Consider the following 25,151-nt stretch of genomic DNA (forward strand, 5'->3'; position numbering starts at 1 on the left):
CCGCACATGGGAGAGGGACGGCCGACCGCGAAGACGAGCAGGCCGGCCGGCACGCGCCAGGCCCTGCACGGGACCGGACGTAGTGTCGTCCTGGGAAGACGGGTCTGAACCGGACGCTGGAAGCCAGTCCGTGCGGGTGGAAGCTGGCCGGGCGGCCGCCGAACAGCGGCGACCGCCTGGAGGGAGACACGTATGAGCATCAGGACGCACGCGCTCGGCAGCCAGGGACTGGCGGCGTCGGTCGAAGGCCTGGGCACCATGGGGATGACCGCCATGTACGGCACCCCGGACGACGCCGGGTCGGCGGAGACGATCCACCGGGCGATCGAGCTCGGGGTGACCCTTTTCGACACCGCCGATATCTACGGTCCGTTCACCGGTGAGGAACTGCTCGGGCGCACGGTGGCGCCCCAGCGGGACCGAGTGCTGCTGGCGACGAAGTTCGGCGGGCTGACCCTCGACGATTCCGGGAAGGTCGTCGGCGGCCCGAACGGCCGGCCGGAGTACCTGCGGCGCGCGGTGGAGGGCTCCCTGCGCCGGCTGGGCACGGACCGTATCGACCTGTACTACCAGCACCGCGTGGATCCGGACGTGCCCGTGGCCGAGACGTTCGGGGCACTGGGAGAGCTCGTCGCCCAGGGCAAGGTGCGCTACCTCGGCATCAGCGAGGCGTCCGCCGAGACGATCCGCGCCGCCCACGCCGTGGCGCCACTGTCGGCCGTGCAGACCGAGTACTCACTGTTCACCCGGACGGTGCGGAGCAACGGCGTGCTCGACACCGCACGCGAACTGGGCATCGGCTTCGTGGCCTATGCCCCGCTGGGCCGCGGCTTCCTCACCGGGCGGCTGCGCACGCTGGACGGGCTGCCGCAGAACGACTGGCGGCGCACCGCCCCCCGCTTCAGCAACGAGAACTTCGCCCACAACCTCGCCCTCGCCGACAGGGTGCGCGTCATCGCAGAGAAGCTCGACATCACGCCGGGGCAACTGGCCCTGGCGTGGGTGCTGTCCCAGGGCGTCACCGCCATCCCCGGCACCAAGCGTCGCGCCTACCTGGAGGAGAACGTCGCCGCCGCGGCGCTCACCCTCGACGCCGACACGCTCGGCAATCTCGAGGAGGTGATCGCCGCCGACGAGGTGACCGGTGAGCGGTATGTCGTGGAGGGAATGAAGGCCATCCAGGAATGAGCGATGCCATGCACCACAACGACCTCGGTGGTTTCCTGCGGGCTCGCCGCGAGGCGCTGCGACCGTCCGACGTCGGGTTGATCGCCGGCGGCCGCCGCCGCACCCCCGGGCTGCGGCGGTCCGAGGTGGCCCTGCTGGCGAACATCTCCGTCGACTACTACGAGCGGCTGGAGCAGTCCCGCAACGCCCACCCCTCACAGGAGATGCTGGCGAGCCTGGCGGGGGCGTTGCGTCTGTCCGTGGACGAGCGCGACCACCTCTACCGGCTCGCCGGCTACGCCCCGCCCCTCGCCGGGGGAGCAGGCAGGTATGTCGACCCGGCGATGATGTTCCTCCTCGACGCCTTGACGACGGTGCCCGCGCAGGTCATGGACGACCTGTCCACGCTGATCGCCCAGAACCGGCTCAGCCAGGCCCTGTTCGGCACTTGGGCGCTGGGGGACACGCGGGCCGGCAACGTGACGTGGCGCTGGTTCACCGATCCGGCGTCGCGCGCGCTCAACGTCGCCGAGGAGCACGAGGCCATCGGCCGGGGCTACGCCGCGGATCTGCGGGTTGCCGCCGCACGGCGGGGCAGTGACGCGGTGGCGGACCGACTGATCGATGATCTCCTGGAGGCCAGCGAGGAGTTCACGCGCTACTGGAACGAGATGGCCGTCAAGCCGCTGAGTTCCACGCGGAAGCGGCTGGTGCATCCGCACGCCGGGCCGCTCGACGTGCAGTGCGACGTCGTGGTGAGTGCCGCCACGGGCCACCGCATGGTGATCTTCAGGCCGCAGCCGGGTTCGAGTACCGCCGAGCGGTTTGATTTCCTCGAGGTGATCAGCGCGCAGATCCTCGACATCTGACCTGGCCCCAGCCCCGCTCACCTCGTCGCCGGCCTGCAGGTGACCTTGACCGGCATCGACGGCCTCGATGTCGAGCTGTGGATCCCGTCGGCTCCGACGGCCTCGGCAACCGCTGGCACGACCAGGCCGTTCACCGGCGGGATCCGCATCCCGTCAGCCGTCCGGGCAGTGTGGCCGTGGTGGAACCTTCGGACCGCGAAGTCGCCGAGGTGGGCCGGGGGAGCGGGTCAGTCGCCGGCTTCCGGCGGGGTGTCTTCGAGCAGGGTTCGCAGGAGGGTTTCCAGGCGCCCGGCCAGCTCGTTGGGATCCGCTTCCACCAGTGCCGTGTTCCCGATCAGTTTCCGCATCACCCACACACCGGCGATCACTGACAGCGCGAGCGCGGAACGTTCCGATGTGTTTTCGCCTGTCATCAGACCGATGAGGTGCCGTTCCACATGCCGTTCGATGCCCTGGCGGGCGATTTCGGCGGTTCGTGGGTTGGACGCGGACCGCAGCATCAGCAGGAAGGGGCTCAGTTCGTCGGCCTCGGGCGCGGTCCGCTCCACCAGTGACCGGGCGACGTCGTGGACCAGGGCCGCGGGGTCGCTGCCCACCACGGTCCGCGGGGCGAAGGAGGTGTCCACCACCTCGGCGAACAGTTGTTCCTTGGATCCGAAGTAGCGGTTGACCATCATCGCGGTGACGCCGGCGTCCTTCGCGATGTCCCGCACGCCGGCAGCGTCGTAGCCGAGGCGGGTGAAGGCCTCCACGGCGGACGAGAGAATCGCCTCGCGGGTCGCTGCCGCGTTACGAGACCGGCGGGGGGCGGCAGGCGGCGACTCGGGCTGACGCGATTCGTTCTCCACGACACGAGTGTAGTGAGGCCGAAACGGCGGTCTACGGCTGTAGAGCTTCGAGGCGTCCGCGGCCCGTGCCGCCGCTCGGCCCGTAGACCGTAGGCCGACGGCAGGGCGCCGAATCTGCGCCGGGCAACCGTGGGGTCGGTTGCGCGAACCGGCTCAGCCGAATTTCTGACGGTCGCCGTTAGTGGGCTGATGAACCGCACCCCTCCGTCCTCAAGCCGCGCGTGATCACGTGGCCGCCATGGCGGCGGCACGGATTCCGGCCTACCGGGTTGCAGGCCCGTGGCACCGACCGCGAGCGCAGACGTTGACGTCCCTGGCTGGGACTCGCCGGTCCCTCGGAATTTTCGTGCGGGCGCTGTCGCCCAGTCGCCCCGCGCTCCGCAGGACGGACAACGGGCCGCTCACGGCCCTGCCCGAGCGGCCTGTTGGGGCGGCGGCGCCCTCAGATCGGCCCGGCGGGCCACATCCGCCGCGTTGCCGTCGGGCGCGGCCGCCCCGCGCCCGACGGGTACAGGAGCGACCGCGCGGGTCGCGTCCTGCCCGCGTTGCCGTGCGGGCCGCCGTGCGACGCATCCCGCGTCCGGGGGCGATTCGGCGGGCGGCCCGCATGGGTGCTCCGCTCAGAACGCCGAGCGGATCAGTCCGCCATCCACGCGGATCGTGGCTCCGCTGATGTACTCGGCGTAGTCGCTGCACAGGTACGCCACGGCAGCGGCGATTTCGTCCGGCTTGCCGAAACGGCCGTGGTCGTTCGGAATGAGGGCCTCGACCGCGTTCGGCTGGACTTCCTCCCAGGTCTGTCCCCACCCGCGGGCAGGACCGAGCGCTGTGACGAACTCCTTCGTCGCTTCGACGAGGATCGCGCCGGGCGAGACGACGTTCGAGGTGACGCCGGTGCCCTTGAGGTCGCGGGCGAGCGATACCGCGAGGTTGTGCCGAGCGGCCAGCGTGGCGTTGTACTGCGGATGGGTGTTCATCGGCTGGGAGGCGAGACCGCCGCCGATCGTGACCACACGGCCCCAGCCGTGTTCGCGCATCGCCGGAACCAGATGCCGGATCATCCTGACACCGGAGACGACGTTGACGTTGTAGGCGTCGGTCCACTCTGCCGGACTGGCCTCGGCCCATGAAAGATGCCGGTAGAAGCCGGCGTTGTTCACGAGGATGTCGACGGGACCGTCCGCGGTGGCGGCCTGGGCGACTGTGGCGGCCCCGTCGTCTGTGGCCAGGTCGCCCAGCGCCGTGTCGGCGGTGCCTCCGGCCCGGCGGATGGCTTCGGCGACCAGCTCCGTGCGGTCCTTGTCCCGGCCGTGGATCACGACCGCGGCGCCCTCCGCCGCCAGCATTTTCGCGGTGGCCTCGCCCAGGCCGGCACTCGAGCCGGTGACCAGAGCGCGCTTGCCCTCGAGATTGAGGTTCATTCCTTGCTCCCATACGGATTTCTCCCGCGCCGCAACGCGGGAAGGTCGTGCTGCACGACTAAGTATACAGTCGTAGACTTGAGTGTCCGTGTGGGCGCCGACACGGGTGCGTCCGGGTCCGGAAGCGATGCCGCCGGCGATGTGGTGACCCACGGTCCTCCGTCAAGACCGGCGGCCTGGGCACGGTGTCAGAGGTGAGCGCTATGGTGCGTGACCGTGGACGCCGCTGATCTTGAACACCGGGTCCGGACGGGATCCGGCTGCATCCCGCCCGAACTCGTCTCACGCCTGCTCGAACACGGCCACGTCGACGTGGTGGAGCAGCAGGCCGGGCGCGGGGAGTGGTTCTGCGCCCTGGCATGGGCGCGATTGCTCGGTGAACACGACCGCCAGGCCGAGGCGTTGAAGGTACTCGCCCCCTACTTGGCGACCGGCTGGTGGACGGCCGTCGTGGCCGCGGCCGAGCTGCTGGAGGGCTGGGGCCGGCCAGCGGAGGCGATCGAGATCACGCGGGTCCGTATGGCCGCCGGGCATCCGATGGCGCTGGAGTTCTACGCGCGGCTGCTCGCCCGGCACGCCCGCGCCGAGGAAGCGTTCACCCTGCTGCACCCGCACCTGCGCGAGCTGCCCCTGGTCGAGGCGATGGTCGACGTCGCCGCCGTTGCCGGCCGCGCCGAAGAAGCCGCCATGCTGCTCGCCCCGCTCACCACCGGGCACGAGTGCTCCGACTTCCCATGGTGCTGCCGAGGCCTCGACCGCGACACGGTAATCGGGCTGATCGCCACCATCCGCGAGCGCCAGGGCCGCGTCGACGAGGCGATCGCCCTGCTGGGCACCGGCAGCACCCGGCGCGTCGACATGCGTGAGCAACTGGCCACGCTGCTGGCGCGGCAGGGCCGCCTCGACGAGTTGCGCGCAGCCGCGGCGAACGACGACTTCAGGGCAGTACGACAGCTCGCCGTGCTGCTGGAGGGCCGCGGCGATGTGGAGGGAGCGATCGCGGCATACCGCCAGGCGGGCGGAACCACGGCCCAAGACCCCCACGCGGCTTGCGATCTCGCCCGGCTCCTGGCCCGGCACGGCCGGGGCAACGAAGCGATCGACGTGATGCGCATCCAGGCCGATGCCCACAACGGGGACGACTGGATCCTCCACACCCTGGCCTGCCTCTACCTCGACCAGCGGCGCCCCGGCGACGGCCTGGCACATCTCGACGCCCTTGCCGCAGCCCGTGCAGGCGAAGAGGACTGGGACCTGTACTGGATACGACTCCCGCTGATCGCCGCCCGAGACGGTGTCGACCAGGCGGTCGCGCAGGCGCGTTCCCACCCCGAGGGCGCTACCTGGTACGCGGCGTGGCACATCGCCGAGCTCCTTGCCGGGGCCGGACGCACCGAGGAGGCCGCCGCCGTACTCGAACAGCACGCCTGGGTGAACGGCCACGACCTGGCCGCCTGCCTGATCGACCTCGGACGCATCGAGGACGCCCTGGCCGTCTTCCAACGACGCGACCCCCCGCCGCCGGCGCTGCCGGACGGCCCTTTGCATGACGATCCCCCGTTCTGAGGCACTGTCCGGGCCCTGGACCGGTTCGGACGGCTGTCCGGGCCGCACCCGGCCCGCCGAGCGAGCCAGGCGGTCGGCCGCGCCCCGCCTCTCCACACGCATGTCCGGGTACCGAACCGGAAGCCGGAGGACGACCACCATCAGGACGTCCATCTGGCTTTCCGTCCCCCACTCGCCGGGCGACTCGCGGATCTTGCACCACCAATGCGCGACCAGTACATGGCGGCCACGCCGGGCGCCCTCGAGCTGGAGTTCCACCCGATGGTCGATCCCCTGCTCCAACTGCTCGGTCCACAGGCCCCCACCGCCGACCCGGTATGCCCAACCTTGTGCCGCCGCCCATTCACTGAGTCGCTTGCGGTAACGGCGATTCGCCACCGTGCTCAGGACAACGGCCGACACCCAGAGTCCGACGACGCCGATCGCCATGAATACGATCAGTTCCGTATCGGAGAAGTCCACGCTGCCCCCAACCCCCGGCCCCACGACCATCGTCGGTGCGGCACTCGGGGGTGTCCAGCCATCCGAGGTAGCCGCTCGGTGTCGCGGTTACCGCGATCAGTGCCCGGGGCTCGTTGCGGGTGGCCGGGTTGGTGCGGGCGCCGGTAGCCGTTGGTGGCGGCGACCGGCGCCCTGGTGCGGTTATGGCTTGGGCGGTGCGGCGTTGCAGTCGGGGACGCCGTCGAGCCAGGCGGGCCCTTGGATGTAGATGTTGGTCATCCAGGCCTTGTAGTCGGGCAGGTAGGCCCAGACGTCGTTGGAGTAGCCCTCGGCCTCGACGAGTTCGGCGTGCTTTTGGCACTGGACGCGGATGGTGGTCGGGCCGGGGAAGGCGTAGACGCGGCCGGCGCCGAGCGAGGGTGCCTGCTTGGTCCACACGCCGGTGCCCCAGGTGCGGTGGATGTGGCCGGTCACCGTACCGGTGTTGACGCGGACGGCGCCGTAGTAGTCGCCGCCCAGGCGGACGTCGCTGACCATGAGGCGGGTGCCGGATTCCTTGGCCTCCACCATCTTGCCCGCGCCGAGGTAGATGGCGATGTGGTGGAGGTCGTCGGAGCGGCCCCAGGCCAGCAGGTCGCCGGGGAGGAGCGGGGCCAGGCCCTGGGCGGCGGTGAACCGGTTCGCCGCCCGGTGGGTGTAGTACTGGGTGCTGGCGGTGCCGTTGAGGATGTCCGAGCCGGTGGCGCGGGCGTAGGCGTGGCGGACGAGGCCGGAGCAGTCGAAGCCGAGCCGTTCGGGGTCGTGCGCGCTGTCGGGGTCGGTCGGGTCGATCTGGCCGTAGGTGGCGCCGGGTTGGGCGCCGTGGCCACCGCCCCAGGTGTACCAGGTGCCGGCCGTGACCTCGGCACAGGCGGCGGCGATGGCGGCTTCGGCGGCCGCGGAGGCGCCTGGGGCGAGAGCGCCGCACGCGGCGGCTTCCCGTTGCGGGGCCGCGGCGGCGGTCGTGGCCGGCGCGGCGAGGAGGAGGGCGAGCAGGGCGATCAGTGTGTGGACGACTCTGGTCCGGCAGGCCATGCCAGGACCCCCGTTTTCTGGTGGTGTGCGGAACTGGTCGGACAGCAGCCTGGTGGCCGCGTCCTGGGCCCGTCGAGGTGCGGGGCGTCGCCCTGCTGCGGTGGGCAACGGGAAACTGCCGGGAAACCTGCGCTTACCTGGGGTGCGGCCGTCACGCCCGGCGGGCGCCTGTCCGGTGTACCGCTGCCTTTTCACGCAGTCGCCAGCCCGGCCTCCTTGGCAGTCAAGGTGCCACTACTGCTTCGCCACGGGACAGAAGGGCCATCGCTGGTCAGCGCGCACTGGCCAGAGCCCGACACGTTGGCCTCGGGCCGTCGTGGGGCCGTGCGAGGCGAACCGATGACATGCGGCGATGACAACCGTCGACAGTCGCGATCCAGCTCAGAGGGATCATCGGCAATCGCACCGCAGGTCGCAGGACCAGCGCACTACTTCCAGAAGAACTGACTGCGACCAGCTGCCAGGGGTTAGCGATGCCAGTCGCCACTGCCTGCGAGGGAACGGTGGAGATAGTCCTCCAGGTCGCGGGCGGCCCACAGCCGACTGTCGTTCTCGTGGTCCCAGACGAAGATGTCCGGACGATCCGGCGTCAGCACGAAGGCGAACTGGTCACCCCCGCCGTTGTCTCCGAAGAACAGCAGGGGATCGAAGGGCATGTACAGGCCCGGAAAGGAATCGGGGGACCAGAACAGTAGGTTCTCTTGCACGATCCGATCCAGGGACCAGACGACGTCCTTCCCGTAGGTGCCGACTACCCCGTTGGTCTCCAGCAGCAAGCCTGCCGGCTGTGCCGGCAGGCCTCGGCCGAGCCGCTGCTCCGCCTCAGTGAGAGCGGTCCTGTCCACAGGCGAGCGAAATCCGACATCGGGCAGAGCCCCGGCAGCAGCTTCTTTCCACACAAGCGCAGCCTCATCGGGAGGACTGGCCGTCCCGAGCGCAGGCGCCGTACAGCAACCACTGTGACCAAAGGTGTCCGGCAACAGCCTCAAGCGCCCAGCCGACGTCCCCGGCAGGCTCAGTGACCGTCGCGCGCAGTTCGCACCAAGGGGGTGGGGCGTGCCACGGCCGTGCAAGGTGAGGCGGTGCCGAACAGGAAGCCAACGGTGATGGGACCACGTTTCCGCAGGTCGGCGTCCGCCCAGCTCAACAGCAATCCGAAGCCTCACTCTTCCGAACTGGTGCCACCAACAGCAGCGGCCTGATTCCTGGCACCCATCACCGGATCACTCGATCCACTGCGCTTCGACATCGTCGGGGATCCAGGGGAACGGTATCCACGGGTGCCTGGCGGCCCGGTGGGCGTCAGGGTCGAATGCGAGAACAGCGTCGACGAAGGCGCGGGGCGGCAGATAGCCGTGGTCTACGACGTAGTGGCCGATGAGTCTCGGGGCCGCAAAGGCCGTTCCGGAAGGGCCGGGGACGCGGATCTCTCCGGTACCCCAACTGGCGTGGTGGTTGTCGGGCCGCGGTACGTACCACGGGTGCAGATCGTCGAACGGGATCGCGCAGAAGTCGCAGGGGTGGATCCCCATCATCAGATTGATCGCTTGCGCCTCGATGATGGACAGCAGATTGTCCGTGAAGCCGACGGGGGCCGGCCCGGATGTCCACGGCTCGTCCCCGCTCAGCCAACCGACGTTGAGGCGCTCGTACGGCGGCTGAAAGCATACGAATCGCAAGCTGTTGGGGTCGGGGTCGGGGAACGTGTCGCCGTCGCTGGTGTACTCGTAGCGGCTGAGATCCTCGTAGAACATCGACGCATCAGACCACCATTGCAGCCGCTGTGGCCGGCGAGTTCCCGCTCGCACCGGCTGAGTGCGGCGAGGGGGAGGCGGCGTTGATGTCGGAGTCGTCGTGGTTGTGCGGCGCACGTGTGCGTGGTGGGTGCGTGCGGGTTCCGCGTGCGGTGGTGGTCTGGTTCGGTTGCGTGGCGTGGGTCGCCCACCTGTCCCCGTTTGCCAGTACGGCCGTGCGACGGCACACGCCGAAGCTGCTGAGGGGCTGGGGCATTTCGCGTTCTTCGGCGTGACGCAGGGACGCACGTCCGAAGCCGGGTCGACGGCTCCGGACGTGCGTCCCTGTGGTGCACGGGTGAGGGCGGTGGCCCCGCGTGCCGCTCGCCGGTCGGCGGATCAGGTGAGGGTGGCTCCGCAGCCGCCGTTGACCCACTGGTGGGAGCGGATGTTGTTGTCCACGACGTTGCCGTCGGTGAAGTGGTTGTCGGAGAGGTTGTCGGCGTACAACTCGCCCGGGTAGAGGCAGGTGTGACCGCCCTGGTAGTTGTCCAGGTAGTAGAACTTCACGATGGACAGGCTGCCGGTGTAGCCCCGGTTCATCACCGAGGACGCGCGGTCGTTCGCGGCGCCCCAACTGGGGCTGTCGCCGGCGGCGACGACGAGCGGGCTGCCGTTGCAGTCGTAGCCGTCCCAGGCGTACATGTTGCCGTTGCGTGCTCCCCACTTGCTGTCGCACACGGTGCCGGCGACGCCGCTCTCGGCGGCCTGCGACGTGGCGGCCGGGACGGCCACGCCCAGGGCGGTGAGCCCGATGAGCGCTGCGGAGACGGTGAACTTGCGCATGGTGGTTTCCCTCGTTTCTCGATGGTGCCCGGTGGTGGTGCGCCGGCGGCGCGGGGCGTCGGGTGCCCGTGCCGGCGGGGCGGGGCGCTGTGCGTGTGTGCGAGACGGTCAGTCACGCTCAGGAACGATGCGCACCGCCCGGTCGTAGGCCTGCCGGCCGAGCCGGCGGTAGGTGTCGATGTCGCTGACGTACCGGTCGGGCAGGCGGTCCAGGTAGTACTTCTCTCGGGTTGTGGCCACGGCCCGCAGGTTGGCGCGGCGAGCGCAGCCGGCGTCCGCGACGGCGGTCCGGCGCTCGTCGGCGAAGGACTCCTCGGCGCGGGCCGCGCCCCGTCGTACGGCCGCGGCCCGCACGCCGTCCTGGGCGGCCTGGGGGTCGGGATAGGGTTCGCCCGCCTCGCGCATACACGCGGACCACGCCTGGACGGCCGTGGTGAGCTGCGGGTCCTTCATCAGCCGCCCGGCGTAGAGGGAGTTGGCGCTCAGCGCGGTCTTGCTGGTGCGGAACCACTCGGCGGGATCGCCGTAGAGCGTGCGCTCGGCCTCCTCGGTGCAGCCGCCGATGCGCTTGCGGATCTCGGCGCCGCCCGGCATCGGGGCGGTGAGCATGCGGGCGCCGTTGCCGCCGTCCAGGGCCTGGTCGAACAGAGCACGGCGGGTGGCGGGCAGGTCCTGGCGGTAGGTCCCGTTGATGTTGCGCTCGCGCAGCCGCGCGCTCTTCGCCTCGATGCGGCTGCCGTAGCCGTAGGTCCGCGCCCATGCCAGGTCGTCCTGGACGAAGCGCACGGGCCGGCTCTCCTGGAGCGTCAACTCGCGCTCCTCCTGGTACGTGAAGCCCTGGCGTCCCATGCACCGGCTGGTCAGCCGTTGGAGGGCGTCACTGACGCGGACCTCCTGCCGCCAGGTCAGCGCCGGTGTGCGTACGCCGGTGGCCTGGCGGGTTTGTCCGCTGGCGTCGCCGGCGCCGTCACCGCCGTCACCGCAACCGGTCACCACGGCGGTGGCGAGCACGGTCACCGCGCACCACAACATGAGCGCACGTCTCATGGACCCCGATTCCCCCTGCCGCCTCATGGCCCCGGATCTCCGGCACCGCCCGGTTCCCCGTGCGGCGCCGGAGAGGGCGCCCCCGTCGATTGCCGCCGGCCACGGTCGTGCCGTGCGCCGACGGGACACAGACTTGTGGCGCCGCCCGGCGGGGTCGACGGGTTTCCCGTTGCCCACCGGCTGCCGGACCGGGAAACCGAGGGTGATGTGGGGGAGCGGGGTGGGGGAGGCAACGTCGGCCAAGCAGCCCGGCGGGCCGCCGTCCGGCCTGTCCCGTCGGCGCTCTTGGCCAAGTTGAGATCGGCCTGCGTGTGGCACGTGGTCTGAGCCGGTGTCGGAGGTCCCTGGGAGGATCACGCGTATGGAGTTCCCCACCGCCCTCGCCGGGATCGACGTCCATCCCTGGTCCAGCATCAACCACGCCTACGGCTCCGCCGACGACCTGCCCGGCTTGTTGCGGACCTTCGCCGAGGGCGGCGAGGACGCCGAGGCGGCACTGGAGGAGTTGTACGGCTCGATCGTGCACCAGGGCACCGTGTACGCGGCCAGCGTCGACGCCGCCCCCTACCTCGCCCGAATCGCCGCCTCCGGCCGGCAGACCCTCGACGCGCTCCGGCTGCTCGGCTACCTCGCCGCGAGCGAGGACGAGTGCGACGTCGAGCCGGGCGCCGTCCGGGCCGCCGTGACCGCCCAACTGCCGCTGCTCATCACGCTGCTGGCCGATGAGGACCCCGCCGTCCGGCAGGCGGCCGGCTGGACGGTCGGCCACACCCGGGACACCCGCACCGCCCTGCCCGCCGTCCGGGCCCGCCTGGGCGCCGAGATCGAGCCCACTGTCCGGGCTGAACTCCTCACCGCGTACGGCCGGTTGGACCGTCCGGCCGCCGTCGCCGAGGCCCGCGCCCTGCTCGGCCCCGACACACCCGCGCCGCTGCGCCTGGCCGCGGTGTTCGCCGTGTTGGTCGCCGGGGAGCCGTGGCTCGCCGCCCATCGCGATGCCGTCCTCGGCCTGTTGCCCGCGCGCGAGACGGCCAGGTCCGGCCACGCGGACGAGCACCGCGACCCGCTGCACACCATCGTCGGGACCCTGCTGGAACGAAACACCGATACCGATCGCGAAAGTGCCCTCGACCTGCTCGACACCGCCCTGAGTGACGAGCGCCCCGAGGTACGGGCCGAAGCTTTGTGGGCGGCCGACCGCGCCTGCACTCTGTCCCGCAGCGCCCCGGGGCGGCTGATCCCCGCGATCGCCCCGCTCGCCGCCGAATGGGCGGCCGCCCAGTTGCTGGGCAAGATCGGCCCGGCCGCTGTCGAGGCCGCTCCCCTCCTCACCGAACTCGCCGTGCAGCCCGACGACGAGGCCGCCGACCAAGCCCTCGCCGCGCTCGTCCTGGTGGCGCCGCACGCTGCCGCCCCGCTGCTGGCCCGCTCCCTCGGCCGGCGCCCGCGCGCCATGCAGTGCGCCGCGGGGTCCCACGCTCCGGCGGATGCGCCCTTCCCGTTCGACCCGGAACTGTTCGCCGCGGTCCGTGCTCGCCTGGCCGCCAAGGCGCTGGAGCCCGCCGAGGGGTGCAAGGAGTGCGGTTGCTCGACGACCGAGGACCACAACGACACCGCCGGGCTGGTCCACCTGCTGCGACAGTGGGGCTCGCAGGCCGTGGAGGCGCTGCCCGAACTGTGCGCCGTCCTGCCCCGGTTCCCGTACGCCGCCACCGCGATCACCGCCGTCGCCGTCGGCATCGGGCCGGAGCAGCGCGAGAAGGCAGCCCTTGCCCTGCGGGCCGGCGCTCGGAAGCTGTTCGTGGCGCGTGCGCTGCACGAACTGACGGGCGAGACCGGGCCGCTGTTCGCCGCCGCCGAGGCGGCGCTGGCCACCGGTGCGCGCGACACCGCCGAGAGTGCCCGCGCCTTGGCCTGCCTCGGCCCGGCGGCCGCCCACCTCGCCGGGGCCCTGCGGACGGCGCTCGAGCGGACCATCGATTGCGACACCACACCGGAGGTGGAGACCGACCTTGCCTTGGCGCTCGCCCTGTGGCGGATCACCGGTGAGGCGGACGAGGTCGTTCCGGTGCTGGCCTCGGTGTTCGACAGAAGCGAGGGCCGGCAGTGGTTCCACTGGACGGCCGCCCGGGCCGCCCGTGAGATCGGCGTGCTCGGTCCGGCCGGGCGTCCGTTGACCGCCCGGCTCCAAGCTCTCCTCGACGACCCGGGAAAGGCACCCTCGGCCGTCCTCGGGCTGCTCGCCGTCGCCGACCCGGCCGGCCTCGACCGTGCCCGGCTCGCCGAGGCGGCACTGCACTCGGCCGAGACCTGCGCAGACCTCAAGAACGCCTGCGACGCCCTGCGGGCGCTCGGCGCCGCGGCCCTGACGCCGGAGCAGCAGGACCGGCTGGCCGCGCTCGTCACCACGGACCGCCGGCTGGTCGGCTCCTGGTTCGACCACGCGATGATCCGGGAGGACGAACGACTGCGCGCCGCACTGGCCTCGGTCCTCGATCGGGTCGGCTGAGGCCCAGGTCCCCTCGTCGGGAGCCTGCCGTCAGGCGTGTCGTCCGGGGTCTGGGTTTGCGTGTGTCGACGTGCTGGACGGGTGGGACGGTGATCGGTGTCCGTCCGACGGGTCGGGTTCGGTGTGTTCCGGGCCGGGTTCTCTCCTGCCCGGTGGACAACGCCCTCACAGGCCACCGGGCCAGTCCTCGATCCTGTTGAAGACCCGTCAGGTCAGGACGTCTCGCCGTCGAAGCGGTTCTCGCCGGCGTCCGGCAGCGCGGGCGGGGCTTGGCCGGCCGACACTGTTTCCACCTCGCCGATGTCCAGCGGTGTGAGGTCGCGGTCGGGGATCTCGTGGTCGGCGGGTTCCTCTTCCTCTCGTCGGGCCTTGCGCCGGTCATTGAGAAGCGCAAAGACAACGGCGGCGAAGTAGAGCGCCCAGATCGGCGCGGCGAGCGCCAGCATGGTCAGTGGGTCGGTGCTCGGTGTCGCCACGGCGGAAAAGGCCGTGATTCCCATGATCATGCCGCGCCACCAGCTGATGATCCGCCGGCCGGACAGTACTCCGGTGAGGTTCAGCATCACGAGCAGCAGCGGCATTTCGAAGGAGAGGCCGAAGACGACCGCCATGCGGGTGGCGAGGTCGAGGAGGTCGTCGAGCGGCAGGAGGTTGTCGACGCCGTGGGGGGTGAGGTGGATCAGTACCTTCGCGGTCGTGGGCAGCACTTTGTAGGCGAAGAGGGCGCCGCCGAGGAACAGCGGGGCGCCTGCGGCGACGAAGGCGTAGGCGTATCTGCGTTCGTGTCTGTGGAGGCCGGGGGCGATGAACGCCCACAGCTGGTAGAGCCATACCGGCGAGGCGAGCACGACGCCGGCCATGAGGGACACCTTCAGTGCGAGGGTGAAGGGCGAGAGCAGACCATTGATCGTGATGCGCGCGCAGGTGGTGTGTGCGGTCGGCTTGGCCAGGTCGGCGAAGGACGTCGGGCAGCCGACCGAGTCCAGTACGGGCTTGGTGGTGAAGTTGATGATGCCTTTGTAGTGGAAGGCCGCGGCGATCGTGACGACCAGGATGGCGAGGACGGCTTTGGCGAGCCGGTTGCGGAGTTCGCGAAGGTGCTGCGCGAGCGGCATGCGCCGCTGCGGATCCTTCTTGTTGTTGCGGGGTGGTGGGGGCACGCCACGTCCTTGTCTTGTGCGGCGGACCGGGGATGGCCGGCCGCGTGTGAGTGCGGCTGGCCATGGTGCGGGTTGTGGCCGGTGGCGGGTCGAGGAGGCGGTTGTTCCACCGCTCGCCGTTTTCTGGTCCGCCGTGCCTGGTTCGGGGGTGGGCGGTTTGACGATGGTCTTCGGACTGTCGGGTGGTGCGGGCCGGGCGCCGGCCGGAGCGGTGACGGCGGTGCGGGCTACGCGAGAGGTGACTGGGCCGGCATGGCTTCGGCCGGGGACGAGTACGACGGGGCCTCAGTCCGGGCGGCTGGTGGTGCTGTCCGTTGGCGCGGTGCGGGGGGTGGCGGTGTCTTCGGGTGCGTCCGGGGTCGTCTGCGGTCCCGGTCCCGGTGGAGGTTCTGGCTCGTGTGGGACGTCGTCGTGCATGGCCTTGGTCTCGCTCTTGAGGATCCGCATCGATTTCCCCAGCGCCCGGGCGGTGTCGGGTAGTTTTTTCGAGCCGAAGATCAGAACGAGCACTGCGATCAGGATCAGCAGGTGCCAGGGTTCCAGTGCGTTGCGGAACATCGTCACACCGCTCCTTCGGACGGGTCGGTCTTCATGCCTGTCTCGGTGATCTGTGCTGCTTGTTCCTGAGGGGCAGTGGTGGGGACGGGGGCGTCTGCGGCGCGTCGTGTCGTGCTGTCCCGCGTGGTCGGGGGCGTTGGGGCCGGGTCGGGGCACCTGCGTTCGATTGCTTGGAGCGCCTGGTGCGCTTTCGCGTTCGGTGTGTCCGGTGGGTTTCCCTGGCGTCTGGCGTGATGTTCGAGTGTGGGGTGTGCTCGCTGCTGCGGGGCCTCGCGGATCATGTGTCGTTCCTTCGGTTCAGGTTCCGGGGCGTCCGGCGGCGGTCCAGGCGGCGTATTCCTGGCGGACGTAGGAGCGGTGGGTGGGGGTGGGTGTGGTGGTGTCGGGGTGGTGGGGGCCGGCTGCCTGGTCGGGGTGGTGGTGGTCGTGGAGGAGGAGTTGTTCGGCGGTTTCTGCGGCTGCTGCGAGGGGGCCGGGGCGGGGGTCGTCCAGGGCGATGCGGTCCATGAGGGCGGCCCGGCGTAGCAGTCTGGCCCGTTCGGCGGCTGCGGTGTCGCCTGTGGCGTCGGTCGGGGGGCGGGTGGCGGGCTGTGGTTGGCGGCCGTCGCGTTCGGCGTCGAGGGCGAGTACTTGGTGTATCTCGCGGTGCAGGTCGGGGGCGTTGGTGTACGCGTCGCGCGAAGGCGGGGTGCCGGTGTTCTGGTGGCTGTTCTCGGCGGCGTCCATGGTCACCACTCGGCCGGTGTGCAGGGGCTGGTGCCGTTGCGTCGGCGCAGCCTCCGGTCGGGGTCGGGGGCCGGCGGGTGTGCCGCGGTCCGCTCGGTGGTCTGGGCGGTGTCCGGGCGGCTGTTGGTGGGGCGGGGCCTCTGGGTCGCCGGGGTCGGCGTCTTGGGGCGTCGGGTGTCCCACCGGTTCGGCTTGCGCGGGGTGTCCGGGCCGGTCATGCCGGACACCTCAGGCAGGCGCGGACCTCGCGGCCGGTGCGTGTGTGGTGGATCTCGGTGGACTGGGCGAGGTCCTGGACGATGCCGGTGCCGCGGCCGTGTTCGTCGGGAGCGATGTCGCGGCGGGGCCGTTCCACGGTCGTGCCGGAGTCGGTGACCACGATGTGAAGGGTGCCGTGGTCGAGGACGAGGACGAGGGTCATGTGCTCGCGGCCGTATTGGGCGGCATTGGTGGCGAGTTCGTCGACGATGAGGACGGCGGAGTCGCGTTCGCCGGCGGGCACGCTCCAGGTCTCGAGCAGATCGGCCGCGAAGTGACGGGCGGCGGAGACGTGCGCTTCCTGCGCGGGCAGGGTGAGCAGCGCCTGGTGGCGGCAGGGCGGGTCGAGCGGCGGGCTCGGGCGGGGCGGATCGGTCACGAACATGGTCTTCCGGCTTTTCTGTGGGGGTGGAGCTCGGGACGGGGGAGACCGGGGGCAAGGTCGGGACGGTCGGTGGGTCGGTCCTGCATGGGCGCGCTCATTCAGTTCCACGGATGGCGCATGCCCAGCGGTTCGAGCCATTCATACCTTTTATGTGATTTCTTGTGGGTTGGGTCGATGCGGGGGCCTGGCGGGCCCCCGCGCCTGGGGCGGGGCTTGATCGGTGCCGTATCCGGCCGGGCGGGGCACCGGTGGCCAGGTCCGCTTGCGTGATCGTTGGCGCACTGAGGGCGTCAAGCCGGTTGTGGAGGCGGCAGGTTGGTGGGGGTCGGCGGTGGGGGGTGGGTGCCCGGCTCCCAGGAGGTCCCGGCCCGGGGTGGCGGGCCCGCCATTGCCGAGGTCGGGTGTCGGGAGCGGGTGGCAGTCGGGTGGCCGGGCCGTTGAACTGCCTTGGTGCCGGCACGGTCTCCCAAGACAGGTGGTGCGGGCGTGGCGGCGGCACTGTGCGGTGGCGGGGGTTGTCAGTGCCTCACGACCGGATGGTGAGCAGCCTCTGACCGTCTCCTGTGAGCATCTCGAAGTGCTCGATGGCTCCCGGTGAGATGGCGACCGCTCCTGGGATCGTGGTGCCGGGAGGGTATTGGCCTGCTCGCCAGGTGGCGCTGTCCGTCCTGGTGCCGCCGGGCCCGACCGCCTGCAGGCGGCAGGTGATTCCGGCGGGTGCGCCCTTGGCGGAGACCTGCAGGACGCTGCCCCAGGCGGAGGGGTAGACCTTGACGGTGGCCGAGACGCCGGTGGCGGGATCGGTTCCGGAGAACGTGCGCCAGGCGGCCGGCGCGGTCGGCCCGGGTGGCGTCGCCTGGCTGCTGGGGGGTCCGCCGGCCGCGAGCCAAGTGCCGCCGGCCGCTGCCGCGATGAAGGTCAGGGAGGCGGCGGCGCCGGCCAGTTGCAGACGCCAGGTCCTGCGGCGTCGGGCTGCGGCCTGGCCCAGCAGGCTGTCCAGGGGTGGCGCCGGCACCACAGGCCGTGCGGGCGAAGAGCCCGGTGTGCTCCTCGCTGCCCGTGCCACCAGCCGGTCGGCCTGTTCCCCGTCCGCCGCCGACGCCGTTCGGCCCGCGGCTTCGGCCGCAGCCGCGGTGACCGTCGCGAGCAGTGCGGGCAGTCCCGACAGCCGGATGTGTTCGGCCCGGCACTCGTCGCATCGCGTGAGGTGGGCGCGGACCTGCTCCGCTTCTGCGGGTGGCAGGGTGCCCAGGATGTATCCGCCCAGCGCGAGCCGGAGGGCGTCGTGCTCGGCGCTCATGGTCGCCACCTTCTGCACGCCGCGGTCATGGCTCGGTCTGCTGCTCCTGGAGGGCCTGTCGCACGGCGAAGTGCGTCCGTGGCGTCACGGTGCCAAGACGGGAGCCCGGCACCGGTGCGGCCTCCACCAGCGCCCGGGCCCGGCCGGGCGCCTCGCGGCCTGCGACCGTGGACCTGCTCCCCAGCGGCGTCCTGGCGGGCCGGTCCCAGGGAACTCGGTGCCGGTGCGGTCTCCGTCAGGGTCCGGCCCCGGTGGGAGGTCTCCAGCGGCACCGGGCGGTGGTCCGGGCAGGGTGTCTGTACGGCGTCGGCACTCACCTGGGTGTGCGGTGTCTGCTCGGTCGTGTCCTGGCCCGGTACGGTCCCGGTGGCCGGCTCCGGCGCGTCGCCGTCGGCCTCGGCAGGTGCCGCCCGCCGGGCCGGGCGGGCGTCGACGACCAAAGATGCCGCGCGCGTGTGCACAGCCGTGCCGGGGTCGGGCCGGGTGCGGGATCGCAGGCTGCGCCATGCTGCCGGGCCCGCAGCAGCGTCTCCTGCACCGCGTCGTCCGCCCATTGCCGGTCTCCTGTGGTCATTCGCAGCACGCACTGGAACGGGGGCCCTGCGTACTCCGCGTACACCGTGGGCGGCGGTTCCTCGTCCGCGGCCCGGAAGAGTCCCTCTACCTAAGACACGGCTCGCGGAGCGGATCCGGATCGGTCTTCGCATCACGTTTTCAGGAACTCCGGGACATGAGCCGGTCATCGCGCATAGGCACGGCCCCTTTTTCGTGACGCACAGGCAGGCGCGCACAGCGCTCTGTGAGTGCCGCGGGAGGTGCGTCGGCGACTGGTCCCGCGGACCTCATCGGGACCGTGCGTGCGCGGGCGCCCGGGCAGGCCGACCGATCTGCGGCGATGCCAAAAAACTCCATAAAAGTGCGGATATGTCGAACCGGGTGGCTCCCGGCGTCCGTGAAGTGGGGCAGAAGCCGGCTTTCACGCAGTTGCTCATCGATTCCCCGCGAGCCGAAGGACGGATCGGAGGCGACCGGGACACACCGCGCGAAGCATGTGTTCCTGGCGCCGGCCGTGCTCGCCGTGCCGTCGCGCATCGATGCCGGCGCCACCGCGTGGCCTCGGCCCGTGCCTGGCGCTCGCCGCGGCGACGGCTGTGCGCGTGCAGCGGTCCAGGCAGGCCGTGAAGGCGGCATCCACCCCATACCCCTGCGGGTTGCCTGCGCCTCTTGCCGTCGCAAGCTCCCAATTTCGTCCGACCAGTCAGGAACCCACATCATGCATCTGAACTTCCGTACACCGGACCGGCGATCACGCGTTGCGGCCGGGCTGGGTGTCGCCACCCTCGCCACTGTCGGCGCGCTGGGCCTGCTGAGCTCATGCGTTCTGTCGCCGCATCCCTCGTCCTCCGGAGCGGGCGTCAGGCCCGGTCCCGGTCAGCACCAGGCGGCTGGGATGCCCGGTGCCGCAGGGCCGGGGAACACGGCGGGCACCCCTCCCGGCGCCTCGCCGATGCCTAGCATGAACATGCCTACGAGCCACTCGGGCGCGGCCGCGCCGGCCGCGCCGGTGACCGGGAACGCCGTTGCCATCAAGAACTTCGCGTTCTCCCCGGCCACGTTGAAGGTGAAGGCGGGCACGACGGTGACCTGGACCAACCAGGACACCGACGCCCACACCGTCACCAGCGCCGCGACGGGCGGCCCGTTGCAGTCCGCTGCCCTGGCCACCCACGCCACCTACCGCTACACGTTCACCAAACCCGGCACCTACGCCTACCTCTGCACCATCCATCCGTTCATGACCGCCACCGTGGAGGTGACCTGATGACCGACTCCTACGACCGTCACGACCGAGCGCCGGACTGCGACCCCGGCCGGCCTGATACGGAACACGGCATGACACGCCGTCAGCTCGTGCGCCACGCAGGGTGGTTCGGCGGCGCGGTGGTACTGACCGTGGCCGGTGGGGAGGTGGTCAGCCACATCGCCGACGCCCAGACCGCCCACGCCCAGGCCCACGCCAACCCCGGTGCCGCAGGAAGCGGCGTGCTGCGGTTCGTGCAGGTCTCCGACAGCCATATCGGGTTCCAGGGTCCGGCGAACACGGACGTGGCCGGCTCGTTCACCGAGGCGGTCAACCAGGTCAACTCGCTCGGGTTCAGGCCCGACTTCGTCATGCACAGCGGCGATCTGACCCACCTGTCCACGCCCGGTCAGTTCGACCAGGTCAAGCAGATGATGGCCGGAATGAGCACGGACCGTGTCTTCACCGTCCCCGGGGAGCACGACTCCATCGGCGATGCGGGCCGCACCTACCGGCGGACCTTCGGTGCGGGCACGCTCGGCGACGGATGGTACAGCTTCGACACCCACGGCGTGCACTTCATCGCCCTGGTCAACACCCTGAGCCTGGAGAAGCTCGGCCATCTGGGCAATGAGCAGGTCGACTTCGTCCGCAAGGACCTCGCCGGACTGTCGTCGGACACCCCCGTCGTGGTCTTCAGCCACATCCCGCTGTTCGCGATGTACCCGCAGTGGGGCTGGAGCACCGACGACGCGCTGAAGGTCATCACTCTCCTGCGCCGCTTTTCCTCCGTCACCTGTCTCAACGGGCACGTCCACCAGCTGTTCACCAAGACGGAGGGCAACATCACCTTCCACTCCGCCACGACCACCGCCTACCCGCTGCCCAAGCCGGGCCGTGCTCCCGCGCCCACCCCGCAGGTCGTCCCGGCCCGGCAGCTCAAGGACGCGCTGGGCATCCGCAGTGTCGGCTACCGCCAGGGCGACCGCGAACTGGCCATCAAGGATCAGAGGCTGGCATGAACATCCGAAGGCTGCCCGTTCCCGTCCTGCGGTGGGCGACTGCCGCGACTCTCGCCGGCGGCGGATACATCCACGCCCAGCTCTACCTCGACGAGTACCGCTTCGTTCACCTCATCGGCCCGATGTTCCTCCTGCAGGCCAGTGCTTCCTTCGCTCTGGCCGCGCTGCTGCTGTGGGGAACCCCACCTGCGCTGCTGAGGGCCGCCGCGGCAGGCGTCGCGCTCGGGGCACTGGGCGGTTTCGCCGCCTCGCGCACCGTGGGCGTGTTCGGATTCACCGAGCGCGGGCTGCAGCCCGCACCGCAGGCCGCCCTCTCTCTCCTCGCCGAAACCGGAACGCTGCTGTTCCTGGCGGTCTGGCAGATGGTGCTGTCCGCACATCACCGCTCCGCCCGCCCTTCCGTCACGCCACCGGTCCGGGACCGGGCCGCCACCGGCACACCACCGGACTGAACCACCGCGGCGAAGCCCGCCGCCCACGCCATCTGCCACTCCTCCCGGAACCCAAAGGGGATGTCTCGCATGCGCCTGGAACCACGCCCTGGAATCGCCTGGCCGAGTCCGCACCTGTGCGAACTGAGGGACACGGTGCGCGTCCTGCTCGGCCTGGACGACGACACCGCCGTCATGATCCGGCAGTTCGGCTGCGGTGAACCCGGCCGTCCGCCGTGGGAAACCGTCGTCGAGGTGCTGCCCATGGACGGCGGGGTCCGCCGCTGGACACTTCGCCGCCCCGCCGACGAGATCACCGGGTACGACTTGGCTATTGCTTTTCGGTCGGCTCCGGCCGAGCCGGGACGACAGCGTCGGTGACGTCCTGTGTCCTGCGGCCGTGTGCGGTCGCGGGACATGCCGAGGGGCCCTTGATACGTGGGTGGGCACAGGCGGTCCCTGATGCCGGCTCGGATGGCGGGCCGGGGCAGGGTCTGCCGCCGGGCGAAGGCGGCGGGCGGAGCCGGGTGGCGGCGAACCGCAGGTACGGGCGGCGGGCGCCGCGGGTGAAACAGGCGGCGGCGTGCAGGAGCCGGCAGGGGGACCCTTGCCGACCGGACACCGGGCCGAGGTGTTGCGCCTGGGGCTCGACGTGTCGCTCACGCCGGTGCCGGGGGCACCTCGACACCGGCCACGAGGTACGAGCCGGGGCGGGGCCTCACGCCGACACGGTGAGGAGCTTCTGGCCGCTGCCGGCGTAGATGTCGAAGTGGCTGATGGCTTCCGGGAACATGGGTACCGTCCCGGAAATCCGGGCGCCGCCAGGGTACTTGCCGGCCTGCCAGGTGGCGGCGGTCGCTGTGGTGCCCGTGACCCCGACCGCTTGCAGCCTGCAGGTGATTCCGGGGGGTGCTCCCTTGGCCGAGACCTGCAGGGCACTGCCCCAGGCGGCGGGGGAGACCTTCACCGAGGCGGACACGCCGGTGGTGGGATCGGTTCCGGAGAAGGTGCGGACCGGGGCCGGTGACGTCGGCGCGGGCTGCGCCACCTGGCTGCTGGTGGAGGCGATGACAGCCAGCCACGTGCCGCCCGACGCCGCCGCCGCGATGAGCGCCGTGGCCGTGGCGACCCCGACCAGCTGCCTGCGCCAGGTGGTGCGGCGCCGGGACGCGGCCTGCTGGAGCATCCGGTCGAGTCGGCCCGGTTCGGTTCGCCGCACGGTGCCCGGTACGGCAGCGGGCGCGGGCTGCGGCGCTGCGCTTGCCGCGGCCCGCCGTACGAGCCGGTCCGCCAGTTCCCCGCTTGCCGCGGGCGCGGCCGCGGTTTCGGCCTCGGCGGCGCTGACCGTCGCGAGCAGCGCGGGCAGTCCCGCCAGCTCGGCATGCTCGGCGCGGCACTCGTCGCATTCCGCGAGGTGGGCGCGCACCTGCTCCGTCTCCGCCGGGGACAATGTTCCCAGCACGTATCCGCCCAGGGACAACCGGACGGCGTCATGGCCGCCATTCATGGCCCGCACCTCCTGAATCCCGCTGTCACGGCTCGATACCCCGTTCCTGCAGCGCCAGCCGCAGCGCCTTCAAGGCGTAGTACGTCCGCGACTTCACGGTGCCCACCGGAAGGCCGAGCATCTTTGCCGCCTCGACCATCGTCCGGCCCCTGTAGTACGTCTCCAGCAGCACGGCCCGGTGGTCCGGGGACAGGGTCCGGATGGCGTCGGCGACCGCCCAGCTCTGCAGCGCCTGCTCGATCTCGTCCTCCCCGGCCGTCCGCTCCGCGACCTGTTCCAGCGCCTCGCCTTCGACCTCGGTCGGCCGGGCCCGGCGGGCCCGGCGGGCGTCGACGACCAGATGCCGCGCAACTGTGCACAGCCAGGCCCGGGCCGGACCGCGTTGGGGGTCGAACGCCTCGGGATGCTGCCAGGCCCGAAGCAGTGTCTCCTGCACCACGTCCTCGGCCCATTGCCAGTCTCCTGAGGTCAGTCGCAGCACGAAGTGGAACAGCGGCCCGGCGTGCTCGGCGTACAGCGTGCGGAGCAGTTCCTCGTCCGCGGAGGAAAGGGTCCCCCTGCCGGAGACACGACTCCCGGGGCGATCCGGCCGGCTCGTCGGATCGCGCTTCGGAAGGCTCCACGGCATAAGGGAATCATCCCATATTGTGTAAATCTCCCAAATTCCACAAAAGGCACTTAGGTATCCGAACCATGCGTCCCGCGGCACCCGTGAAGCCCGACAAGCACCGATCCAAGGGATCCCCCTCCCGTCCCACAGGGCGTGAGCCGGGACGACCGAGAGGATCCCGCCGCCCCTTGGGGCCTCCCGCGCCGTGCGACCCCTGCGTACGCGACACGACCTCGTGCTGCGGCCCCCACGACGCGCTCGACGAGCACGACGGATCTGCTCCGAGAACGGGAGTCGGTGATGACGATCCGGCATCAGGTGGGTTCGGTGAGTATCCCCTGATCACCGGCGGGGAGCACGGATCTGCTCATCGCCGCAGGTCACGGGCACCCTCAAGACGCCACCGGCCCGCGGTTTCGGCCATGGCCACACAGCGGTGTCCATCGCGCCACCGGTCACGGCGGTTCCGGGAGCGCCCGTCCCAGGCGAGCGAGCGGGGAAATAGCCATCAGCATGGGAGACAGCATCATGCCCGCGGCCGTCACCAGGAGGCTGGTGCGCAGCCCCCACTCCTCCGCGAGAAGACCGCCGAGCAGCGAGCCGAGCGGGGTCAGCCCCATGCCTGTGAACGTGATGGTCGCAGCCGCACGGCCCTGTATCCCGTCCGGGGTGACGGCCTGCCGGACGGCCATGATCGTGACATTCACCAACTGGCCGCCGGTACCGAACACGAAGCTGACGGCGAGGAGCGCCAGAACCGTGATGGCGGAGGAGCCGTGCATTGCGGGCACACACAGGAACGCACCGTCGCCGAGTACCGCCGCGGACACGAGCACCGGGCCATGACCGAACCGACTCGGCAGGCGCGCGGCGAGCATCGAGCCCAGGAGCGCGCCCGGCCCCGTCGCCGCGAGCGCCAGGCCGACAGCGGTGCCCGACAGGTGCAGTTCCCGCGGCAGGAAGAGCAGATAGACGGTCATCATGGCCGCGAAGGAGAACTGGAAGGCAGCCGAGGCGAGGCACACGGTCCGCAGCAAGGTCTCGCCGACCACGAAACGGAGGCCCTCATGAATCCGCCGCCACACCCGAGGGGGACGCTTCGAGGGCTCCGGGATCGATTCGGTCCGGCGGATCCGTCGGATCGACAGGAACGACAACGCAAAGAACAGCGCACTGGAGGCCGCGGCGATCGGCGCCGACAGCAGTGACACCAACGCGCCACCGAGGGCGGGACCGCCGATCTGGGCTGCGGACCGGCTGCCCTCAAGCGCGCTGTTGCCCCGCAGCAACTGATCGCGTTGCACCAGCCCTACGAGTGACGCCTGGTATGCCACGTCGAAAAGCACGGAAAGGGCCCCGACGGCGAAGGCGACCACGAACAGCGCGGGCAGGCCGAGCCAACCGAGGAAGCCGGCCACGGCGGCGGCGCCCAGTGCCAGGGTCCGGCCGGCATCCGTCAGCACCATCACCGTGCGGGTCCGCCACCTGTCCACCCACGCGCCGACGAAGAGCGAGAGCAACAGGATCGGCGCCTGTCCCACCGCGCGCAGGACGCCCAACTGGCCGGCATCGGCGCTGAGTGTCAGGACGGCGAAGAGCGGCAGGACCACCAGGCTTGCGTGTTCGCCGAGTTGGGAGGCGGTCTGACCCACCCAGAGCCTACGGAAGTCGCCGTCCCGCCACAGGCTTGACGGAACAGGCCGACTGGAATCGGATACAGCGGAGGAAGCGGACGGCACAGGGGTCCCTTGGGTTGCCGACAACGAGGCCCGACGCCCAGCGCACGACAGATGCACTGAGGGTTCGGGCGGGGGAGGGCTCGCGGTGCCGCAACATCAAGAGCAGCACGCGATGACGGGCCGATCACGGCCT

At 71.0% G+C, this 25,151-nt stretch carries 24 protein-coding genes; 8 read left to right on the top strand and 16 right to left on the bottom strand.

The genetic code is table 11. The annotated features are described in order from the left end of the window. Positions 1 to 198 precede the first annotated feature (198 nt). Both ACIP64_RS30260 and ACIP64_RS30265 read left to right on the top strand, forming a co-directional pair. Complete coding sequence (locus ACIP64_RS30260; protein WP_401592889.1) at positions 199 to 1,188, top strand: aldo/keto reductase; 990 nt, start codon at positions 199 to 201, stop codon at positions 1,186 to 1,188. A gap of 8 nt (positions 1,189 to 1,196) precedes the next feature. Further along, positions 1,197 to 2,036: a helix-turn-helix transcriptional regulator gene (locus ACIP64_RS30265; RefSeq protein ID WP_401592807.1), complete on the top strand. Its 840-nt coding sequence runs from the start codon at positions 1,197 to 1,199 to the stop codon at positions 2,034 to 2,036. A gap of 227 nt (positions 2,037 to 2,263) precedes the next feature. On the opposite strand, the gene ACIP64_RS30270 is transcribed toward ACIP64_RS30265, so the two are convergent. Both ACIP64_RS30270 and ACIP64_RS30275 read right to left on the bottom strand, forming a co-directional pair. Further along, complete coding sequence (locus tag ACIP64_RS30270; RefSeq protein ID WP_401592809.1) at positions 2,264 to 2,884, bottom strand: TetR/AcrR family transcriptional regulator; 621 nt, start codon at positions 2,882 to 2,884, stop codon at positions 2,264 to 2,266. A 620-nt stretch (positions 2,885 to 3,504) separates the two neighbouring features. Further along, positions 3,505 to 4,305, bottom strand: a complete 801-nt coding sequence (locus tag ACIP64_RS30275) for an SDR family NAD(P)-dependent oxidoreductase (RefSeq protein ID WP_401592891.1) — start codon at positions 4,303 to 4,305, stop codon at positions 3,505 to 3,507. 216 nt (positions 4,306 to 4,521) lie between these two features. Between ACIP64_RS30275 and ACIP64_RS30280 the strand changes: the two genes are divergently transcribed. Next, complete coding sequence (locus ACIP64_RS30280) at positions 4,522 to 5,871, top strand: tetratricopeptide repeat protein (RefSeq protein ID WP_401592811.1); 1,350 nt, start codon at positions 4,522 to 4,524, stop codon at positions 5,869 to 5,871. Between the two features lie 642 nt (positions 5,872 to 6,513). Here ACIP64_RS30280 and ACIP64_RS30285 read toward each other — a convergent pair. The 5 genes from ACIP64_RS30285 to ACIP64_RS30305 all read right to left on the bottom strand — a co-directional run bounded on the left by ACIP64_RS30285 (position 6,514) and on the right by ACIP64_RS30305 (position 11,012). Beyond that, on the bottom strand, positions 6,514 to 7,386 hold the full coding sequence (locus ACIP64_RS30285; RefSeq protein WP_401592813.1) for a C40 family peptidase: 873 nt from the start codon (positions 7,384 to 7,386) through the stop codon (positions 6,514 to 6,516). Between the two features lie 467 nt (positions 7,387 to 7,853). Then, the gene (locus ACIP64_RS30290) at positions 7,854 to 8,285 is read right to left on the bottom strand and encodes an SMI1/KNR4 family protein (protein ID WP_401592815.1); all 432 of its coding nucleotides are present in this window, start codon (positions 8,283 to 8,285) and stop codon (positions 7,854 to 7,856) included. 324 nt (positions 8,286 to 8,609) lie between these two features. Then, complete coding sequence (locus tag ACIP64_RS30295; RefSeq protein ID WP_401592817.1) at positions 8,610 to 9,140, bottom strand: hypothetical protein; 531 nt, start codon at positions 9,138 to 9,140, stop codon at positions 8,610 to 8,612. A gap of 378 nt (positions 9,141 to 9,518) precedes the next feature. Then, entirely contained in the window at positions 9,519 to 9,965 is a 447-nt protein-coding gene (locus ACIP64_RS30300; RefSeq protein WP_401592819.1) for a peptidase inhibitor family I36 protein, read from the bottom strand. 108 nt (positions 9,966 to 10,073) lie between these two features. Further along, the gene (locus tag ACIP64_RS30305) at positions 10,074 to 11,012 is read right to left on the bottom strand and encodes a hypothetical protein (RefSeq protein ID WP_401592821.1); all 939 of its coding nucleotides are present in this window, start codon (positions 11,010 to 11,012) and stop codon (positions 10,074 to 10,076) included. 361 nt (positions 11,013 to 11,373) lie between these two features. On the opposite strand from ACIP64_RS30305, the gene ACIP64_RS30310 reads away from it, so the two are divergent. Continuing rightward, entirely contained in the window at positions 11,374 to 13,521 is a 2,148-nt protein-coding gene (locus ACIP64_RS30310) for a HEAT repeat domain-containing protein (RefSeq protein WP_401592823.1), read from the top strand. Positions 13,522 to 13,733: 212 nt separating this feature from the next. Here the strand turns inward: ACIP64_RS30310 and tatC are convergent, their stop codons facing one another. The 6 genes from tatC to ACIP64_RS30340 all read right to left on the bottom strand — a co-directional run bounded on the left by tatC (position 13,734) and on the right by ACIP64_RS30340 (position 17,908). Beyond that, positions 13,734 to 14,636, bottom strand: a complete 903-nt coding sequence (gene tatC, locus ACIP64_RS30315) for a twin-arginine translocase subunit TatC (RefSeq protein WP_401592893.1) — start codon at positions 14,634 to 14,636, stop codon at positions 13,734 to 13,736. Between the two features lie 330 nt (positions 14,637 to 14,966). Next, the gene (tatA, locus tag ACIP64_RS30320; protein ID WP_401592895.1) at positions 14,967 to 15,239 is read right to left on the bottom strand and encodes a Sec-independent protein translocase subunit TatA; all 273 of its coding nucleotides are present in this window, start codon (positions 15,237 to 15,239) and stop codon (positions 14,967 to 14,969) included. A gap of 297 nt (positions 15,240 to 15,536) precedes the next feature. Then, positions 15,537 to 15,965 carry a hypothetical protein gene (locus ACIP64_RS30325; protein ID WP_401592897.1) on the bottom strand — a complete coding sequence of 143 codons (429 nt, stop codon included), beginning with the start codon at positions 15,963 to 15,965 and terminating at the stop codon, positions 15,537 to 15,539. Between the two features lie 2 nt (positions 15,966 to 15,967). Beyond that, positions 15,968 to 16,183: a hypothetical protein gene (locus tag ACIP64_RS30330; protein ID WP_401592825.1), complete on the bottom strand. Its 216-nt coding sequence runs from the start codon at positions 16,181 to 16,183 to the stop codon at positions 15,968 to 15,970. Continuing rightward, entirely contained in the window at positions 16,180 to 16,602 is a 423-nt protein-coding gene (locus ACIP64_RS30335) for an ATP-binding protein (protein ID WP_401592827.1), read from the bottom strand. The genes ACIP64_RS30330 and ACIP64_RS30335 overlap by 4 nt, the downstream gene beginning before the upstream one ends. A 532-nt stretch (positions 16,603 to 17,134) precedes the next feature. Then, on the bottom strand, positions 17,135 to 17,908 hold the full coding sequence (locus tag ACIP64_RS30340; RefSeq protein WP_401592829.1) for a zf-HC2 domain-containing protein: 774 nt from the start codon (positions 17,906 to 17,908) through the stop codon (positions 17,135 to 17,137). Positions 17,909 to 19,430: 1,522 nt separating this feature from the next. Here ACIP64_RS30340 and ACIP64_RS30345 point away from each other — a divergent pair. From ACIP64_RS30345 to ACIP64_RS30360, 4 genes are all read left to right on the top strand, one after another. After that, positions 19,431 to 19,730: a plastocyanin/azurin family copper-binding protein gene (locus ACIP64_RS30345; RefSeq protein WP_401592831.1), complete on the top strand. Its 300-nt coding sequence runs from the start codon at positions 19,431 to 19,433 to the stop codon at positions 19,728 to 19,730. A gap of 71 nt (positions 19,731 to 19,801) precedes the next feature. Further along, positions 19,802 to 20,731, top strand: coding sequence for a metallophosphoesterase family protein (locus ACIP64_RS30350; protein WP_401592833.1), 930 nt, complete (start codon positions 19,802 to 19,804; stop codon positions 20,729 to 20,731). Beyond that, positions 20,728 to 21,183 carry a hypothetical protein gene (locus tag ACIP64_RS30355; RefSeq protein ID WP_401592835.1) on the top strand — a complete coding sequence of 152 codons (456 nt, stop codon included), beginning with the start codon at positions 20,728 to 20,730 and terminating at the stop codon, positions 21,181 to 21,183. Before ACIP64_RS30350 ends, ACIP64_RS30355 begins: the two co-directional genes overlap by 4 nt. 69 nt (positions 21,184 to 21,252) lie before the next feature. After that, the gene (locus tag ACIP64_RS30360; protein ID WP_401592837.1) at positions 21,253 to 21,543 is read left to right on the top strand and encodes a hypothetical protein; all 291 of its coding nucleotides are present in this window, start codon (positions 21,253 to 21,255) and stop codon (positions 21,541 to 21,543) included. A 337-nt stretch (positions 21,544 to 21,880) separates the two neighbouring features. On the opposite strand, the gene ACIP64_RS30365 is transcribed toward ACIP64_RS30360, so the two are convergent. The 3 genes from ACIP64_RS30365 to ACIP64_RS30375 all read right to left on the bottom strand — a co-directional run bounded on the left by ACIP64_RS30365 (position 21,881) and on the right by ACIP64_RS30375 (position 25,018). Beyond that, positions 21,881 to 22,669, bottom strand: coding sequence for a zf-HC2 domain-containing protein (locus tag ACIP64_RS30365; protein ID WP_401592839.1), 789 nt, complete (start codon positions 22,667 to 22,669; stop codon positions 21,881 to 21,883). Between the two features lie 25 nt (positions 22,670 to 22,694). Then, on the bottom strand, positions 22,695 to 23,297 hold the full coding sequence (locus ACIP64_RS30370; protein WP_401592841.1) for a sigma-70 family RNA polymerase sigma factor: 603 nt from the start codon (positions 23,295 to 23,297) through the stop codon (positions 22,695 to 22,697). Between the two features lie 437 nt (positions 23,298 to 23,734). Beyond that, positions 23,735 to 25,018: an MFS transporter gene (locus ACIP64_RS30375; RefSeq protein ID WP_401592843.1), complete on the bottom strand. Its 1,284-nt coding sequence runs from the start codon at positions 25,016 to 25,018 to the stop codon at positions 23,735 to 23,737. Between the last annotated feature and the right edge of the window lie 133 nt (positions 25,019 to 25,151).

The sequence above is a fragment of the Streptomyces sp. NPDC088733 genome (assembly GCF_044751185.1).
In the GTDB taxonomy this organism is placed as follows: Bacteria; Actinomycetota; Actinomycetes; order Streptomycetales; family Streptomycetaceae; genus Actinacidiphila.

Bases quoted from the DNA above. Each gene is read 5' to 3' on its own strand.
- ACIP64_RS30365 (WP_401592839.1), bottom strand. From the start codon at position 22,669: ATGAATGGCGGCCATGACGCCGTCCGGTTGTCCCTGGGCGGATACGTG.
- ACIP64_RS30295 (WP_401592817.1), bottom strand. From the start codon at position 9,140: ATGTTCTACGAGGATCTCAGCCGCTACGAGTACACCAGCGACGGCGAC.
- ACIP64_RS30360 (WP_401592837.1), top strand. From the start codon at position 21,253: ATGCGCCTGGAACCACGCCCTGGAATCGCCTGGCCGAGTCCGCACCTG.
- ACIP64_RS30305 (WP_401592821.1), bottom strand. From the start codon at position 11,012: ATGAGACGTGCGCTCATGTTGTGGTGCGCGGTGACCGTGCTCGCCACC.
- tatA (WP_401592895.1), bottom strand. From the start codon at position 15,239: ATGTTCCGCAACGCACTGGAACCCTGGCACCTGCTGATCCTGATCGCA.
- ACIP64_RS30340 (WP_401592829.1), bottom strand. From the start codon at position 17,908: ATGAGCGCCGAGCACGACGCCCTCCGGCTCGCGCTGGGCGGATACATC.
- ACIP64_RS30355 (WP_401592835.1), top strand. From the start codon at position 20,728: ATGAACATCCGAAGGCTGCCCGTTCCCGTCCTGCGGTGGGCGACTGCC.
- ACIP64_RS30345 (WP_401592831.1), top strand. From the start codon at position 19,431: ATGCCTACGAGCCACTCGGGCGCGGCCGCGCCGGCCGCGCCGGTGACC.
- ACIP64_RS30310 (WP_401592823.1), top strand. From the start codon at position 11,374: ATGGAGTTCCCCACCGCCCTCGCCGGGATCGACGTCCATCCCTGGTCC.
- ACIP64_RS30275 (WP_401592891.1), bottom strand. From the start codon at position 4,305: ATGAACCTCAATCTCGAGGGCAAGCGCGCTCTGGTCACCGGCTCGAGT.
- ACIP64_RS30370 (WP_401592841.1), bottom strand. From the start codon at position 23,297: ATGCCGTGGAGCCTTCCGAAGCGCGATCCGACGAGCCGGCCGGATCGC.
- tatC (WP_401592893.1), bottom strand. From the start codon at position 14,636: ATGCCGCTCGCGCAGCACCTTCGCGAACTCCGCAACCGGCTCGCCAAA.
- ACIP64_RS30265 (WP_401592807.1), top strand. From the start codon at position 1,197: ATGCACCACAACGACCTCGGTGGTTTCCTGCGGGCTCGCCGCGAGGCG.
- ACIP64_RS30330 (WP_401592825.1), bottom strand. From the start codon at position 16,183: ATGACCGGCCCGGACACCCCGCGCAAGCCGAACCGGTGGGACACCCGA.
- ACIP64_RS30325 (WP_401592897.1), bottom strand. From the start codon at position 15,965: ATGGACGCCGCCGAGAACAGCCACCAGAACACCGGCACCCCGCCTTCG.
- ACIP64_RS30350 (WP_401592833.1), top strand. From the start codon at position 19,802: ATGACACGCCGTCAGCTCGTGCGCCACGCAGGGTGGTTCGGCGGCGCG.
- ACIP64_RS30300 (WP_401592819.1), bottom strand. From the start codon at position 9,965: ATGCGCAAGTTCACCGTCTCCGCAGCGCTCATCGGGCTCACCGCCCTG.
- ACIP64_RS30285 (WP_401592813.1), bottom strand. From the start codon at position 7,386: ATGGCCTGCCGGACCAGAGTCGTCCACACACTGATCGCCCTGCTCGCC.